The 16543-nt window shown below is 43.7% G+C and carries 18 protein-coding genes; 15 read left to right on the top strand and 3 right to left on the bottom strand.

The annotated features are described in order from the left end of the window. Nucleotides 1–93: 93 nt before the first annotated feature. The 9 genes from HC026_RS04730 (at nucleotide 94) to trxA (ending at nucleotide 9760) form a co-directional block, all read left to right on the top strand. Nucleotides 94–1053, top strand: coding sequence for a DHH family phosphoesterase (locus tag HC026_RS04730; RefSeq protein WP_168924846.1), 960 nt, complete (start codon nucleotides 94–96; stop codon nucleotides 1051–1053). A 1-nt stretch (nucleotide 1054) separates the two neighbouring features. Next, nucleotides 1055–2416, top strand: coding sequence for a DEAD/DEAH box helicase (locus HC026_RS04725; protein ID WP_168924845.1), 1362 nt, complete (start codon nucleotides 1055–1057; stop codon nucleotides 2414–2416). A gap of 275 nt (nucleotides 2417–2691) precedes the next feature. Continuing rightward, nucleotides 2692–5337, top strand: a complete 2646-nt coding sequence (gene alaS, locus HC026_RS04720) for an alanine--tRNA ligase (RefSeq protein WP_168924844.1) — start codon at nucleotides 2692–2694, stop codon at nucleotides 5335–5337. A gap of 143 nt (nucleotides 5338–5480) precedes the next feature. Further along, on the top strand, nucleotides 5481–5750 hold the full coding sequence (locus HC026_RS04715; RefSeq protein WP_054655958.1) for an IreB family regulatory phosphoprotein: 270 nt from the start codon (nucleotides 5481–5483) through the stop codon (nucleotides 5748–5750). Continuing rightward, on the top strand, nucleotides 5747–6187 hold the full coding sequence (ruvX, locus tag HC026_RS04710; protein WP_168924843.1) for a Holliday junction resolvase RuvX: 441 nt from the start codon (nucleotides 5747–5749) through the stop codon (nucleotides 6185–6187). Before HC026_RS04715 ends, ruvX begins: the two co-directional genes overlap by 4 nt. 11 nt (nucleotides 6188–6198) lie before the next feature. Next, a complete protein-coding gene (locus tag HC026_RS04705; protein ID WP_168924842.1) occupies nucleotides 6199–6531 on the top strand; it encodes a DUF1292 domain-containing protein in 333 nt (110 codons plus the stop codon). Between the two features lie 122 nt (nucleotides 6532–6653). Further along, entirely contained in the window at nucleotides 6654–6947 is a 294-nt protein-coding gene (locus tag HC026_RS04700; RefSeq protein ID WP_232843636.1) for a cell division protein ZapA, read from the top strand. Nucleotides 6948–7007: 60 nt separating this feature from the next. Further along, complete coding sequence (locus HC026_RS04695) at nucleotides 7008–9365, top strand: endonuclease MutS2 (RefSeq protein WP_168924841.1); 2358 nt, start codon at nucleotides 7008–7010, stop codon at nucleotides 9363–9365. A gap of 74 nt (nucleotides 9366–9439) precedes the next feature. Then, entirely contained in the window at nucleotides 9440–9760 is a 321-nt protein-coding gene (gene trxA / locus HC026_RS04690) for a thioredoxin (RefSeq protein WP_168924840.1), read from the top strand. 96 nt (nucleotides 9761–9856) lie between these two features. Here trxA and HC026_RS04685 read toward each other — a convergent pair whose 3' ends face one another. Beyond that, complete coding sequence (locus HC026_RS04685; protein ID WP_168924839.1) at nucleotides 9857–10342, bottom strand: DUF2507 domain-containing protein; 486 nt, start codon at nucleotides 10340–10342, stop codon at nucleotides 9857–9859. Between the two features lie 161 nt (nucleotides 10343–10503). On the opposite strand from HC026_RS04685, the gene racE reads away from it, so the two are divergent. Genes racE through cbpB form a run of 4 tightly spaced genes read left to right on the top strand, consistent with a single transcriptional unit; the run spans nucleotide 10504 to nucleotide 12978 of the window. Next, nucleotides 10504–11355: a glutamate racemase gene (racE, locus tag HC026_RS04680; RefSeq protein WP_168924838.1), complete on the top strand. Its 852-nt coding sequence runs from the start codon at nucleotides 10504–10506 to the stop codon at nucleotides 11353–11355. Then, nucleotides 11345–11947 (top strand): XTP/dITP diphosphatase, encoded by a 603-nt coding sequence (locus HC026_RS04675; RefSeq protein ID WP_168924837.1) that lies wholly within the window; start codon nucleotides 11345–11347, stop codon nucleotides 11945–11947. The genes racE and HC026_RS04675 overlap by 11 nt, the downstream gene beginning before the upstream one ends. A 1-nt stretch (nucleotide 11948) precedes the next feature. Then, nucleotides 11949–12467 (top strand): metallophosphoesterase, encoded by a 519-nt coding sequence (locus tag HC026_RS04670; RefSeq protein ID WP_168924836.1) that lies wholly within the window; start codon nucleotides 11949–11951, stop codon nucleotides 12465–12467. A 22-nt stretch (nucleotides 12468–12489) separates the two neighbouring features. Then, nucleotides 12490–12978 carry a cyclic-di-AMP-binding protein CbpB gene (gene cbpB, locus HC026_RS04665; RefSeq protein ID WP_168924835.1) on the top strand — a complete coding sequence of 163 codons (489 nt, stop codon included), beginning with the start codon at nucleotides 12490–12492 and terminating at the stop codon, nucleotides 12976–12978. A gap of 104 nt (nucleotides 12979–13082) precedes the next feature. Here cbpB and HC026_RS04660 read toward each other — a convergent pair whose 3' ends face one another. Beyond that, entirely contained in the window at nucleotides 13083–13934 is an 852-nt protein-coding gene (locus tag HC026_RS04660; RefSeq protein ID WP_232843635.1) for a mechanosensitive ion channel family protein, read from the bottom strand. A 143-nt stretch (nucleotides 13935–14077) separates the two neighbouring features. Here HC026_RS04660 and HC026_RS04655 point away from each other — a divergent pair, with 143 nt between their 5' ends. Both HC026_RS04655 and HC026_RS04650 read left to right on the top strand, forming a co-directional pair. Further along, complete coding sequence (locus HC026_RS04655) at nucleotides 14078–14482, top strand: DUF948 domain-containing protein (RefSeq protein WP_168924834.1); 405 nt, start codon at nucleotides 14078–14080, stop codon at nucleotides 14480–14482. Nucleotides 14483–14504: 22 nt separating this feature from the next. Then, nucleotides 14505–14966 carry a YtxH domain-containing protein gene (locus HC026_RS04650; protein WP_168924833.1) on the top strand — a complete coding sequence of 154 codons (462 nt, stop codon included), beginning with the start codon at nucleotides 14505–14507 and terminating at the stop codon, nucleotides 14964–14966. Nucleotides 14967–15037: 71 nt separating this feature from the next. Here the strand turns inward: HC026_RS04650 and HC026_RS04645 are convergent, their stop codons facing one another. After that, entirely contained in the window at nucleotides 15038–16138 is a 1101-nt protein-coding gene (locus tag HC026_RS04645) for a M24 family metallopeptidase (protein ID WP_168924832.1), read from the bottom strand. Between the last annotated feature and the right edge of the window lie 405 nt (nucleotides 16139–16543).

The raw sequence follows: 16543 nt of genomic DNA, 5'->3' as shown, positions 1-16543 counted from the left end.
AATTTTTGAATGGTTGTCAAGGCTCCTTGCTTTAAGCTGCCAGACAACTTATACTGTAGAAACGACTAAGCGAGTTGAAAGGTGATACTCAGCATGACATTACAAGAAACACAAACGAAAATTTTAAATGCAATCAAACAACATCAAACAATTATTATTCATCGACATCAACGGCCTGATCCGGATGCCATCGGTTCTCAAATGGGCCTGGCAGAAATTCTAAAGGCCAGTTTTCCGACTAAAAAAGTTTATGCGGTCGGTAAGCAGTATCCGGGCTTTGACTGGTTAGGTAAGACCGACACTATTGAAGATGACGTCTATAAAGACGCTTTAGTGATGGTGTTAGACACCGCTAACCAGCCACGAATCGATGATGACCGTTATAATAACGGTGACCAATTGATTAAAATTGATCATCATCCTAACGATGATCAGTTTGGTGACCCAATGTGGGTTTCCCCAGAAGCCTCGAGCACTTCTGAGCTGGTGTTTGATTTTTACCTGGCGATGAAGGCCGAATTGCAGTGCACGGCTGAAGCAGCTAGAGTACTTTACGCTGGAATTGTCGGCGATACGGGTCGATTCATGTATCCTTCAACCTCCACGCACACGATGAAGGTTGCTGGTGAATTGATGCAATTTGATTTTTCAGCCAGTGATGTTAATCAGAAGGAAGACGAAATTTCAATTCCGCTCGCACGCTTGTCAGCTTATGTATACGAAAACCTAACGATTTTACCTAGTGGTGCCGCGTACATTAAGCTCAGTGATGAGGTTTTGGAACCCTTCAAGCTGGGGGATGAATCTACCAGTTCAGTTGTACCGTTACCGGGACGGCTGAAGGAAGTTTCAGCGTGGGCCATTTTTGTAGAATCAAAGGACCATACTTTCCGGATTCGGCTGCGGTCTAAGGGTCCAGCTATCAACGAGTTAGCTAAGCGGCATGGTGGTGGTGGACACGCACTTGCCAGCGGTGCTGTGGCTCACGATGATGATGAGATCAAGCAAGTCGTCAAAGAACTAGACACCCTATTGTCAAAACAAGGAGAATAACATGAGTCAAACCTTTGAAGAGTTCGGTTTAAAGTCCTTTTTAAACGAGGCTGTAGAAGAACTCGGTTTTACAGAACCAACACCGGTTCAAGAAAAATTAATTCCTGTCGTCCGCGCTGGGAAGAGCGTTGTTGGTCAGTCGGAAACGGGGAGTGGGAAAACCCACGCCTTTTTACTGCCGATTTTTAATGCTTTAGACCCTGAGTCTCATGAGGTCCAAGCGGTGATCACGACACCCAGTCGTGAATTAGCTTACCAAATCTACGGTGATGCTAAGCAATTGGCAAAACATAGTCCAGAGCCAATTCGTATTGGTAACTATGTTGGTGGGACGGATAAAAAACGCCAAATTGAAAAGCTAGAACGTGAACAACCTGAGTTAGTCATTGGGACACCAGGAAGAATTCGTGATTTGATTAAAAACGGTGCCTTAGATGTGCATACAGCAACTCAATTTGTTGTTGATGAGGCCGATATGACCCTAGATTTGGGGTTCTTAGCCGACGTTGACCAAATTGCTGCACGGATGCCTGAACATCTGCAAATGATGGTCTTTTCAGCAACAATTCCGGCGAAATTACGGCCATTCCTGAGAAAGTACATGGAAAATCCAGTGGTGGAAGAGATTCCAGTGAAGTCGGTTATTAGTCCAACTATTGATAACTGGTTACTGCCAACCAAGGGACACTCAAAGAACGAGTTGATTTATCAATTGTTAACCATGGGTGAACCTTATTTGGCTCTGGTCTTTGCGAACACCAAACAACGGGTGGTGGAAATTGCCGACTATCTCAAAGCTCAGGGGCTTAAAGTCGCCGTGATTCACGGTGACGTACCAGCCCGGCAGCGGAAACGAGTCATGCGTGAAATTCAGAATCTAGATTTCCAATTTGTGGTTGCCACCGATTTAGCTGCTAGAGGAATTGATATCGATGGGGTTTCTCACGTCATTAACGATGGCATTCCAGACGATTTGGATTACTTCATTCACCGGGTCGGCCGGACTGGTCGGAAAGGCTTGCCAGGGATTGCAATCACCTTCTACACCCCAGATGAAGAAGAAAAGATTCAGGAACTGGAAGACATGGGGATTACCTTTAGGCCAAAACAAATTTCAAATGGTGAAGTGGTTGATTCTTTTGACCGTAACCGGCGTAAGAAGCGGGGACCACGAGCGCCCAAAATTTCTGGATCCATGGCTGGTCGAATTCAAAAAGAAAAGAAGACTGTTAAGCCAGGCTACAAAAAGAAGATCAAAAAAGCGATTTCCAAGGAACAGTGGTTTGAAAACCGGATTCAGCAACGGCAGAATAACCGTAAAGTTCGGAAGAATAAAAAGGCTTCATCGCAGCGTTATAAATAAGACAGAGTAGTTGCGTAGATTTTGGAAAAAATGTATACTAATACCCGTGTTAAGAGCAAGGACATGCTTAGCGGCCGGATTTTTAAGAAACGTTTTGGTTGATGTGAAAAACGATTCCCATGCTAAGTGCTCCCTTGCCAATAATTGAATAACCGTTGCTCAGCGCATTGAGCCTAAAGAGGTAAACGATCAAACATCGTTGCAAGTAAAGTGGTACCGCGTCTATGGCGTCTTTACTAGCAGCGGTGTTTTATTATTTTAAAAGGAGAAAGAGAATGAAAAATTTAAGCAGTAGTGAGATTCGGCAAATGTACCTGGATTTCTTCAAGTCTAAGGGACACACCATCATGCCTAGTGCATCATTAGTGCCAGTTGACGATCCAACTTTACTTTGGATCAACTCTGGTGTTGCTACCATGAAGAACTATTTTAATGGTTCAGTGGTTCCTAAGAACCCACGAATGACCAGTTCGCAAAAGAGTATTCGAACCAATGATATTGAAAACGTTGGCCGAACTGCCCGGCATCACACCTTATTTGAAATGCTTGGGAATTTTTCCGTTGGTGATTATTTCAAGGACGAAGCCATTGAATGGGCTTGGGAATTGTTAACCTCCGACAAATGGTTTGGCTGGGATCCAGACAAACTGTATATGACCGTCTATCCGAAAGATGATGCCGCTAAAAAACGCTGGGAAGAAGTCGGCGTCGCCCCTGATCATATCGTTGAACAAGAAGATAACTTCTGGGATATTGGTGAAGGTCCTTCGGGTCCAGATAGTGAAATCTTCTATGATCGCGGTCAGTCGTTTAATAATTTAGCTGATGACGATCCCGAAAACTACCCTGGTGGTGAAAATGAACGCTACTTGGAAATTTGGAACATCGTATTCTCACAATTCAATCACGAACCAGATGGCTCATACAAGCCATTACCACGGAAGAACATTGATACTGGGATGGGGCTTGAACGAGTAGTCTCTGTTTTCCAAAATGCTAAAACCAACTTTGAAACCGACTTATTTTTACCAATGATCCATGCCACTGAATCCTATAGTGATGGTAAAAAGTACGGTCAGGATCCTAAATTGGATGTTTCCTTCAAGGTGATTGCTGATCACTCTCGGGCCATCACCTTTGCAATCGGTGACGGTGCGTTACCATCCAACGAAGGTCGCGGATATGTGATTCGACGGTTGATTCGTCGGGCAGTTGTCAACGGCCAAAAACTGGGTATCCAAGGGGCCTTTCTCTACAAGCTTGTTCCAGTTGTGGGTGAAGCCATGAAAGCTTATTACCCAGAAGTGCTGCAAAATAGCGATTATATCGCCCAAGTAGTTAAGTCTGAAGAGGACCGCTTTAACGAAACGTTAAATGATGGGTTAAACTTGCTGAACTCTCTAATTGAAGAAACCAAGAAAAACGGTCAATCCGAGATTGATGGTGCTGAAGCCTTCAAACTTTACGATACTTACGGTTTTCCAGTTGAGCTGACCCGTGAATACGCTTTTGACGAGAACATCAAAGTGGACGAAGAGGGCTTCAAGGCTGAAATGAAGAAACAGCGTGATCGTGCTAGAAAAGCACGTAACGCCGATAATTCAATGGGCGTTCAATCCGACGTATTAGTTGGTGTTAAGTCACCAAGCGAATACGTGGGTTATACTCAATTAGAAGTTGAGAATGCAAAAATCACCGATATCGTTGCTGATGGTGCATTGACCGATGCGACTGAAGGCGAAGTGGCTCAGGTTATTTTTGATAAGACGCCGTTCTACGCTGAAATGGGTGGCCAAGTTGCGGACAAAGGTAACGTTCTGGATGAAAATGGTAATTTGATTGCCACTGTGGAAGACGTTCAACATGCGCCAAATGGCCAGAACATTCATACTTTGAAGTTACATCGCGGCATTAAAGTTGGCGACCAAATGACGCTTAAAGTGGATGCTCATTTCCACAGCAAGGTTGAAAAGAACCACACCGCAACCCATCTGCTGGATCAAGCTCTGAGAAACGTGTTTGGCGAGCATACGCAACAAGCTGGTTCGCTTGTTGAACCGAACTATTTACGGTTTGATTTTACCCACTTTGGTCAAGTGACTGAAGAAGACTTGGCAAAGGTTGAAGCCATTGTGAACGAGAAAATATTCGAAGAAATTCCCGTAACCACTACGGTGACTGACCAAGCAACCGGTAAGAAAATGGGAGCCATCGCGCTATTTAGTGACAAGTATGGTGACCAAGTTCGAGTCGTTTCAATCGGTGACTTCTCCATCGAATTTTGTGGTGGGACACACGTCAAGAATACCAACGAATTAGGCCTGTTTAAGATTACTTCCGAAACGGGTATCGGTGCTGGTACTCGTCGGATCGAAGCCGTTACTGCTGGTGAAGCCTATGAGTATCTTGAAAAGCACGATCAGCTGTTAACTAATGCGGCAGCCACTTTGAAATCACAAAAGGTTGAAGATGTGCCTTCCAAAATTCAGCAATTACAAGAAGACCTGAAGAACATGTCCAATAAAGCAGATGGTTTAGAAGCAAAACTTGCGAGTCAACAGGCAGGTGCCATCTTTGACAACGTTCAGGATGTGAATGGTAAAAAGTTAATTACTGGTGTCGTTCAGGTCTCTTCGATGGATCAGTTACGGCAGTTAGCTGATACTTGGCGCCAAAAGAGCCTATCTGATGTGCTGGTTCTAGGCGCTGAAGTGGGTGAGAAGGCTAACCTGATCGTCGCTGTGAGTGACGATACCATCAAGGCTGGTGTTAAAGCCGGTGATATGATCAAAGCCATTTCACCACAAATTAACGGTGGTGGCGGTGGCCGGCCAAACCTTGCTCAGGCCGGTGGTAAGAAACCAGCCGGATTGCAGGACGCCATGACTGAAGCAGCGAAATGGCTGTCAAATTTAAACTAACGTGTTAAACTTTATTTACTAGGTTGAAAAAGCGTTCAATTGCAGTCAATATATTTCATTCCAATTACAACGCTCCACAACCATTGTCGTTCTTAACTATATTAGGTAGAATAAGAACAAATAGCATTGGTGGAGGTGTGATCATGAGTACGTTAGATAAAACCATGTATTTTGATTTTGGCGATAAAAAGCCGAAAGATGTTCATGAAACATTGGTAACAGTGTACCAGGCGTTAGAGGAGAAGGGGTATAACCCAATCAATCAAATCGTCGGGTACCTGCTATCCGGTGATCCGGCATACATTCCTCGGATCAACGACGCGCGGAATTTAATTCGTAAACATGAGCGCGACGAAATCATTGAAGAATTGGTTCGCTTCTACCTGAATGAGAATGGGACGACAACTAAGTGATAAGATTAATGGGATTAGATGTAGGTTCAAGAACTGTCGGGGTTGCTGTGAGTGATATGCTCGGGTGGACTGCGCAGGGTGTTGAGATCATTCGAATCAATGAAGATGAAAAACAGTTTGGCATTGAACGAGTGAAGGAACTGGTCAAGCAGTATGAAGTGACCGGTTTCGTCTTAGGCTTACCGAAGAATATGAATAATACACTGGGACCAAGAGCCCAGGCTTCTCAAGATTACGGCGAACTATTGAAGCAAACTTTTGATTTACCAGTTGATTTTGAGGATGAACGGTTAACGACCGTCGAGGCTGAACGGATGCTAGTGGAACAGGCGGATACTTCGCGAAAAAAGCGGAAGAAAGTCATTGATAAGCTGGCAGCCAGCTTGATTCTTCAGAACTATTTGGATCGCAAAGGCCCTTTAACAAAAGAAAAGTGAGGCAGACTAACATGAGTGAAAACAATGAAGAACAACAAATTACAATGGTAGACGAAGACGGTAATGAAGAACTTTACAACGTCCTGTTTACTTTCAAGTCACCAGATTACAACAAATCTTACATCTTACTATATCCAGCTGGTAAAGCAGATGATGAAGAAGTCGATATTCAGGCTTATCAACTAGCCGATGGTGATGATCCTGCAGACCCACAAGGTGGCGATTTATTGCCAATTGAAAATGACGATGAGTGGGATATGGTTGAATCAATGCTGAACACCTTCTTAAACGGTGGCGGTACGGATGCTTCCGATCAAGACTGGGGAACGCCAGATCCTAAATAGATGATTATTAATTGGATGGTGATGAAGGATTAATTTCCGTTACCATCGTCGTTCATTTAGCCGCTGGTCCGCGTGGGTCAGCGGCTAAATGAGTTTATATGGGACTGATGGAGGTGAACAATTTGGATAACGAAAAAGAATCGCAACCAGCTCGCAGACGGTTTAAGGCCATCATTGATGGGAAAAGCTACACAATTGTGGGTAACCAAACTGAGGCTCACATGCAGGCGGTTAGTGACCTGATGAATAAACAACTTGCTCAGCTAAAAAAGCTGGCTCCCGATATGAGTGGGGAAGAAGCTTCCATCTTGTTAGCTTTTAATGCGATATCTGATCAATTAGAAAAAGCAGAAGCTAGCGATCAAGTTAAAAAACGAAGTGATGATGCAACTAGTTCTTCCGGGTCCCTGCTCTAAAGGTGCAGAGCTTTAGTCAGTACAAGATCCACAACAGCATTTGAGTTATGGGAGTAAAAGATGAATAACAAAATTTATAAGACCATGGCCTACGACCAAATTAAACAGCAGTTAAGGCAATACTTGGTTTCTGCTGCGGGTGAGGTCGAGTTAAAAAATCTGGCACCAAGCAGTAATTTAGGTTGGGTTCAGGAACAAATTGATGAAACCAAAGATGGCGCGGATATCTATCGGCTGGAAAGCGGTATTCCGATTCCCAAACTGGCAGATGTCAGCCCACATTTAAAGCGGTTGGCCATTGATGGGACACTAAGCGGAACGGAACTCGCACAAATCAGCCAAGTCTTAAAAACCGTTCAGACGGTGATTCGTTTCTTTGATGATTTAAAGCAACGTCCCGTTGAACTCCGTCGCCTATATGAAGTGGCCGGGCGGTTAGTCCATTTACCAGATGTCAGTAAGCGGTTAAGTGTGTCGTTAGAGGATAATGGCCGCTTGACCGATGAAGCTTCACCAGAATTACGGCGAATTCGTCGACAAATCAATAATTTTGAGGGTGCGATCCGGGACCAGATGGCTGGGTTTACCCGTGGCAAAAACGCCAAGTACCTCAGCGATACTTTGGTGACCATTCGCGATGACCGCTATGTGCTGCCCGTTAAGGCGGAGTACAAACAACATTTTGGCGGCATCGTTCATGATCAAAGTGCCAGTGGTCAAACGTTGTATATTGAACCCGAATCAGTTGTTAGCAAGAATAATCAGCTACGGGAATCTCAAATTGCTGAACGGCAGGAAGAACGACGAATTTTACTGGAACTATCAAACTTATTGCGACCTTATCAGACAGATATTCAGGATAACGCAATGTTACTGGGCCATCTGGATTTTGTGAATGCTAAGGCCCGATATGCACATGATATGAAAGCGACTGAACCAATTTTATCAATTGAAAATCAGATTGCGTTGCGTCAGGCCCGCCACCCGTTAATTGACCCTAAAAAGGTGGTCCCAAACGATATTACGATTGGGAAAGACTACAAGGCGATTATTGTTACTGGACCCAATACTGGTGGTAAAACCATTACGTTGAAGACGGTTGGGCTCACCCAATTGATGGCTCAGTCAGGCCTTTTTATTACAGCAGATGAGCATTCTCAAGTTGGCTTATTCGACGAAGTGTTTGCTGATATCGGTGATGAACAGTCCATTGAACAGAATTTAAGTACTTTTTCGTCTCATATTGAAAATGTTGTGTCCATTCTAGGTGCTGCCAGTGATCACAGTTTGATTCTGGTTGATGAGCTTGGAGCTGGGACTGATCCTCAAGAAGGGGCAGCACTAGCGATGGCAATCTTAGATGAAATTGGTGCGATGGGCAGTGAAGTTATTGCTACGACTCACTATCCTGAGTTGAAGGCGTACGGTTATAATCGGCCGGAAACCATTAATGCCAGCATGGAATTTGATAATGAAACCTTGAGACCAACGTACCGGTTATTAATTGGTATTCCTGGGCGTAGTAATGCATTGGAAATTGCGACGAGACTTGGGTTGAAATCAACGATTATTGATGAGGCTCGAAGTTTAACCGATGACGATAGCCAAGATTTAAACAACATGATTGCGGACTTGACCGCTCAAAAACGGCAAGCTGATTTAGATGCGCAAGCAGCGGCCAAGACGTTAGCGGAAGCACAGCAGCTTGAAAAAGACCTCAAGGATAAGTTTGATGGTTATCTCAAGCAGAAAGATCAGCTAATGGATCAAGCTAAAGACGACGCCAATAAGTTGGTTGAAAAGACCCGCTTACGTGCGGATGAAATCATTAAAGATATCCGTAAGAAGCAGCTTAAAGCTGGTAAAACAGTCATTAAAGAAGATCAGTTGATCGACGCCAAGGGTAAAATCAATGCTTTACAGCAGGATCAACGGCTGAAAAAAAACCGGGTCTTAAACCGCGAAAAGAAACGTCATCACTTTAAGGTTGGCGATGAAGTGGTCGTTCGTTCTTATGGTCAGCGTGGTGTCATTATGGATAAAATCGATAACCATCATTTTGAAGTTCAAATGGGCATCTTAAAGATGAAAATCGAGGATACTGATTTGGAACGAGCAGCACCAGAAAAAAAGGAACCGAAGCCACGAGCCACTATCCAACGGACTCGTTCCAACGGTGTCTCACCAACTCTGGACTTACGGGGGCATCGTTATGAAGAAGCCATGGCAGAAGTGGACCGGTTTATTGATTCGGCACTGCTGGCTGGCTATCCATCGGTAACGATTATTCATGGTAAGGGTACTGGTGCCCTGCGAAAGGGTGTCACCGAATACTTGCAATCTAACTCGCGAGTTAAGTCGTTTGGCTTCTCACCAGCAAATGCGGGTGGCGATGGGTCCACGATTGTTAAGTTATAAACGCTAAATACTTGTGCTTTTTTGAAAATCTGATAGACTTACTAATTGTAAACAAATAAAGGAGGGATCGTTTTATGGCTGTTGCAGAAACGACAGATAAAACTTTTGAAAACGATACATCGAAGGGTGTTACATTAACTGATTTCTGGGCAACTTGGTGTGGTCCTTGTCGCATGCAATCACCTGTAGTTGAACAATTATCCAGTGAAATGGACGGTCAGGTCACATTCAACAAGATGGATGTTGACGCTAACCCAGACACACCTCAAAAATTCGGTATTATGAGTATCCCAACCCTTCTTGTCAAAAAGGATGGCCAAGTAGTGGATACGATTGTTGGCTATCACAGCAAGGATCAACTCAAACAATTGCTGACACAGTACGTAGAAGCTTAATTGGGTTTATAACCTAATAAAAATGGTCTCATTATCAGTTCTTTCAACTGGTAGTGAGACCATTTTTATTGGATAAATGAAACGCGGCTTTAAAAGTTAGTCAATGATTTTCATTGGGTTGAGTTCCTGTGGATCTGAAACGGCGTCTTTTGGATCTAAATGAACCACTAATTGGATGCCATCTGCCCGCTTAGGCTTTTCACCCATTTCTGTTTCGGCGACGAAACCAACCATTTGTTGAGCAGTTTGAGCTAGAAAGCCAGCTTCCAATGAGAAGGTAGCATCTGGCTGTAAGGCGAGGCGACTGGTGACTGGCTTACCGCTGAGGGTAAACAGCCACTCTTTTCCGGATTGCTTTTGAAGCATGAGATCACCCAGTTCAGCTTGCTGGAAAAAGTGAACTAAGTCGTCAATATTGCCTAAAGTAAATCTTCTAGCGAGTTGCTTACCTTCCCAATATGCAATGCTGCCAGCATCGGCGCCCAGAAGATCGTTTAAAACCACGTCTCGAAAAAGGGCTTTGCCGAACAATGGGGCGGCTTCGGGGTCTGTGAGATAGTGTGCGTAAATCTGATTATTCATGAGGTGTTCTCCATTCACTTTTCTATTACGTTAACATTACAATGGAATGTGCTTAAATTGCAAGATAATTAACGGAACTTAAAAAAAACTGAGATTTCTTGCTTCCCTAGTTAAAAAGGATAATAATATAGTTTCAAGAACAATTTGAAAGGGAGATTGTGATGACATCTCAACCGATTGGTTTTTTAGATTCCGGTGTTGGCGGTCTAACCGTTATTAAAGAAGCACTCAAACAACTTCCAAACGAATCAATTGTCTTCTTAGGCGACCAGGCGCGTCTACCCTATGGACCGCGCCCAACTGAAGAAGTAGCCCACTTTGTCCAACAGATTGCGGGCTTTTTGTTAGACCAGGACATCAAGGCTCTGGTACTAGCATGTAATACAGCAACAGCCGCAGCATTACCCATTTTGCAAGCTAAACTATCGATTCCGGTAGTTGGCGTCATTGATTCTGGCAGCCAGACCGCAGTTAAGGTCTCAAGTGGTCAGCACATTGGTGTCATTGCCACCGAAGGAACGATTAAGAGTCATGCTTACCAGCGAGCGATTAGCAACATAGCGCCAAATGCATCGATTGAGGGTCTAGCTTGCCCTGAATTCGTGACTGTAGTGGAGGCGGGTCAATATCATGACCCGTCAACACGTGAGCTAGTTGCTGATCAGCTACAGTATTTTAAATCGCATCCAGTGGATACCCTGATTTTAGGGTGTACCCATTTTCCGTTGTTAACGAATGCAATTCGTTTAGCGATGGGTGCAGATGTCACGTTAGTGGATTCTGGTGTGGAAACTGTCAGGGTGGTTAAACAGTTACTTACTGATCAGAATTTGTTGAACACTAGTGGCCATTTTGAACAACCAAAGTTTTATACCACCGGTGACGTTGCAGGATTTAGTGCCATTGCGAAAGACTGGCTTCAGCTAGCCCAGTTAGACGTGAGCCATGTTCCAGTTGAAGAATTGGTGCAGTATGGAGATTTGAAACCAAAGGAGCCTAGCCATGAAGCATGACACATTAGTGATTGCCACTCGTAACCAGGGGAAAGCACGGGAATTTTCCGAGATGCTTGCACCAAAAGGGATTACGATTAAAACTTTAGCGGATTTTCCCGATGTTGGTGATATTCAAGAAACGGGTTCAACGTTTGAAGAAAATGCCACCATTAAAGCCAAGACCATTGCTGATCGCACTCAACTACCAGTTTTAGCGGACGACTCAGGGCTGGAAGTGGCTGCGTTGAATGGTGATCCTGGAATCTATTCAGCGCGATACGCGGGTGATCACGATGATGCTGCTAATAATGCTAAACTATTAGCCAACTTAAAGGATGTTCCGACAGATAAACGACAAGCCACTTTTCATACGACATTAGTGCTACTCAAACCTAATGGGGTAAAACTGGTGGTAGACGGCGAGGTTCATGGCAAAATTTTGAACGCGCCCCGTGGTGAAAACGGTTTCGGCTATGATCCCCTGTTTTACATTTCCTCGAAGGGTAAGACTATGGCAGAAATGAGCGATCATGAGAAAAACGCCATTAGCCATCGCGGAAGAGCTACTCAAAAGATGATGACTCAATTTGATCAGTGGTGGGAGGCTTAGCATGAAACTTTTGGCAATCAGTGATAATCACGGTGATCGTCAAATCTTACAAACGGTTTTTGATGCTTACGGTGACCAAGTCGATGGTATTTTTCACTGTGGTGATTCGGAAATGACCAGAGATGATCCCCTTTTTGACGGCGTTCAGGTCGTTAAGGGAAATAATGATTTCGGGATTGATTTCCCAAATGAAGTGCAGTGCGTGATCGATGGCACCAAAATCTTGATGACACACGGTCACCTGTATCAGGTTGGCATGAGTCTGACTCAATTAGACCTTAGAGCACGAGAAATCGGTGCCACAGTGGTGCTGTTTGGGCACACCCATCAGTTAGCTGCTGAAATGTCACAGGGTCGGTTATACGTTAATCCGGGTAGCATTTCCCTGCCACGGGGTCAATATGCATCGATTGGTGGAACTTTTGCCATCATCAACGTTTCCTCAGATCAGATGACTGTTGATTTTTATAATCGCGATTTGAAGCAGATCAACCAGCTCCATCAGCAATTTGAACGCTAGAAAGGTTGAGTGAGTTCGACAAATGATTGATGAACCGATTAAAAAAATGATCATGGAAGACCATGACAATTTGATTATTCCAGCGAATCTGGTTGCTAATGTCATGGTTAAAAATGACTGCTATCACGCCTTCTTGGTGCTTACAAAAGTTGGTTATTCGAAGGTGCCAGTTCTAGATAACGACCAACATCTCTGCGGGTTGGTCTCACTTTCGATGATTACCGAACATATGCTAGATACGGACCACGTGGCGTCTGAAAACTTGCGTCAGCTAACAGTGGCTGATGTCATGCAGACGGATTTCCGGTCGATTGAAGACCCTACTGATTTAGAGGAAATCATGCATTTGCTGATTGATGATAACTTCGTGCCAGTGGTTTCGGATGAAAAAACCTTCACTGGTATTATTACGCGCCGTGAACTTTTAAAACGGGTGAATTACTTAGCCCATAATTTTTCTGAACAGTACAACGTTTCGCCTTTGCTGAAGTCCATAGAAAATAACGGCTAAGGCAGTTGCTTTATGACAACTAAGCGTTTTAACGAGTAACGGCGAGTATCCCCGATTTGGGGTGCCCGCCGTTACTTGTTTTGTATTTTAAATGAGGTTTTAGCTTATTTTTTATCATTATGATAGGTTGTTGGAAGTTCAATATTTGCATCATTGATTGCCTTTAAATAGGCGGACAGCAATTTGTGCTGGACGGCGAATTGCTCACCGGGTTGCGTAAACGTCACGACTTGAATCACGACTTGGCCGTTTGACAGAGGAACCGTTCCAATATTTGCAGGTACTTGAGTGATAGTTGGAAATTGTGAGGGAACCGTTTTATTGACAGTTTCAATAATCTGATTGATTTGGTCAATGGGCGAATCCGGAAATATGGGGATTTGAACCATGGCGCGCATTTCGTGTCGCGATTTGTTGCTGACGATGGTAATGTTACGGTTAGGAATAAAATTCAGTGTACCATCAGCGCTAATGACTTGTGTCGTTCGAATACCAACAGCGGAAACGGTCCCTTCAACTTCGCCGATTTTAACCGAGTCACCAACGTTGATTTGATCTTCCATCAAGATAAAGGCGCCTGTTACAATATCGGAAACGAACCCCTGGGCCCCCAGACCTAACGCTAAACTGAAGATCCCAGCCCCAGCGATTAAAGTTCCAACTGGGACGCCCATGAACGAGAGCAGGGCGTAAATCCAAAAGAAAATTACCGTATACTGAAAGATATTTAAGACCAGGGTAAAGATTGTGTCGATGCGATTGGCTGATTCTGCAACGAATTTATTTTTTTTATAACGTTTGAATAAGTGACGAATAATTTTTTTACCGATCCAGTCAACCAGTAGCAGCCCAATGGTCACCAGCAAAAGCTGAAAAAGTGTTGTGGCCATATTTTCGCCAATCTGTTGCCAATTAAAATGTTGAATGAACCGCGTGAGGTGACTACTCAATATCATGTTATCCGCTCCTTGAAATAGTATCATCAATTAGTGTAACAGATTGAGCAACAAAAAAGCAGTTGTTACGGTGGGTTTTATATTGCGTCAGAGTAGCCGCAATGCTATTCTTAAGCTAACAGTAAAAAGTAAGGAGGGGTATTTTGACAGCAGGACAAGTGGCAGGCCTAATCGCCGCCATCGCATTTTTAATTTTAGTGTTCTTTATCGGTGCCTTTTTAATGAAGATGACGCGCACACTCGGTGAGGTTAACAAAAGTGTGAAAACGATGACTGAAGATTTGGATGTCATCAGTAAGCACGCGGAAGATATTTTGGCAAATGCCAATACGTTGTTAGACGACGTGAATCATAAAGTTGCGACGATTGACCCAGTCTTTAAGGCAGCTGCTGATTTGGGTACCAGTGTTTCTGAATTAAATTCAGCCACACATCACTTAACGGGTAAGGTAAAATCAACGGCCAAGAGAACGGCGACTACCAGTTTATTTGCCAAACTGGGTGAGTCAGTTGTTAACGCTTATCGTGGTCGAAAAAATAAAGATTGATCATTGAAGGGAGTTTTCACTTATGGGAAAAAAGTTTGGCTTTTTAGTTGGTTTAGCTGCTGGAGCTGCCGCTGCGCATGTGGCATACCGTCGCTTGAGCGATGAGGATAAGGAACAACTTAAAGCAGACCTTCAAGAAAAGATGGATATCGCAAAGGATCGAGCTGTCGACTATGCGTTTTATGCTAGTGACGCTTGGGATGACTTTAAGGAAACTTTCTCCGATCAAACTCAAACTGTTAGCGATCGGGTGAAGCAGGCTGCTAATCAGTTTGGTGATACTTCTCTCAAGCCCAATACGGGAGACGACGATTCATTGCGAGATGAATTGGCAGATGTTTCCACTTCGGCTGATGACGATTCGGATGATATCGTATTGAATAGTGAAGATACCTTTGGCGGTGCAGACGTTGCGGATGAATCAAAAACATCAACAGACGACCCAGAGTCACCAGATGATAGTGACGAAACAAAACAAGATTAGGTATTATATTTATCTAAAAAACAGCTTAGCGTCGAATTCCGATGCTAAGCTGTTTTTTGAATTTGATTTAATTATTCACCAACATAGGTGAGTTGTTTTGAAGTATGCGTGAAAGGTTCACAGCCATTGTCCGTAATATGAACACAATCCTCAATCCGGACACCAGCAACACCTGGGATATAAATACCTGGTTCGATTGAAAAGCACATTCCGGGCTGAAGTAGCATGTCGTTACCTGCCATAATGGACGGAAATTCGTGTTCACTCATGCCCATGCCGTGACCAAGTCGGTGAATGAAGTATTCCCCATAACCGGCTTTTGAAATAATGTCTCGAGCAACTTTGTCTAATTCTGCGGCAGTGATGCCAGGCTTTGCAGCAGCCTGTGCTGTTAATTGGGCTTCTAGACAAACCTGATAAATATCTAGCTGCTTCTCGGTTGGTTTCCCTAGCGCAACGGTTCTGGAAGCATCTGAGATGTAGCCGTCCCAAATTGTACCAAGGTCAAACAAAATGAGTTCGTTATTTTCAAACTTGGTAGCGTTGGTGGCACCATGTGGTTCTGCAGCGTGGGCACCAGCTTGCACGAGGGTATCAAAACTCATTTGCATGATACCTTCCTTCATCAGAGCGTACTGTAATTCAGCCACAACTTGTTGCTCGGTTCGCCCGGCTTTTACTGCAGCAAAGCCTTTTTGAAAAGCGAAATCTGCCCATTTACCCGCAATAGCTAACTTTTCAATTTCGTCGGGAGTTTTGATCACCCGTAATTGATTAATGAAAGGGGTGATATCAAGGCTGAATTGGGCGTCAGTAAAGACTTGTTGCAATCGTTCAAGTCGGTCCACTGAAAGTTGATTTTTTTCCAACGCAATTTCGGTTGGATGGTTAACACGTTTTTTCACGTCGTCTGCAATCATCTGCCATGGATTTTCATGATCTAAGTAACCGTATACAGGAAAGGAAAAGCCAGTGTCTTTTATGGCTTCAACTTCTAGTGCGGGTGCAAACATGAACGGATCTTGGTCAGGAAAAACGACTAGGGCCAATACTCGTTCAATCGGATCACTGTAGAAGCCGGTTAAATACTGGATGGTGTGCGGATCACTGATGTATGTAAAATCAGCGTGTTGCTTTTCAGTCCATTCCTGAACTTGTTGTAGTTTTGACACAATAATCACCTCGAATTAGGATGAAGTCATTATATCATGTTTCCGTCAATCTGAATTTGATCGGGGAGTTGTTCAAGTGAATTTTAGCGGGGACGGTAGTGGCAAGCCAGGCCTTGTATCTAAAACGGTAGAAGTTGGATAAGAGTCTGAAAAAGGAGAAAATTTTATAAATATTCTTGGCGGGTATTACTTTTTATGAGGTCACTTTTTACGGCTTAGGGAAACTTTTATAACCTAGGTTTTACAAGGCTTTTCAGAAATTAATTGAGAAGTCAATGATTGACAAATCTAGTTTTTTTCGATAATTGATGTGAGTGGAACCAGTACGGCAGCCTTGAAAAGTCTGAATGAAGAGTGTATTATCAAATTGAAAACGTTTTCAATTTGATTTCTGAAAAGATATCT

The sequence above is a fragment of the Secundilactobacillus angelensis genome, from assembly GCF_012641075.1.
Lineage (GTDB): Bacteria > Bacillota > Bacilli > Lactobacillales > Lactobacillaceae > Secundilactobacillus > Secundilactobacillus angelensis.
Note: the sequence above shows the minus strand (reverse complement) of the source record. Positions and strands in the feature narration are given on the sequence as shown.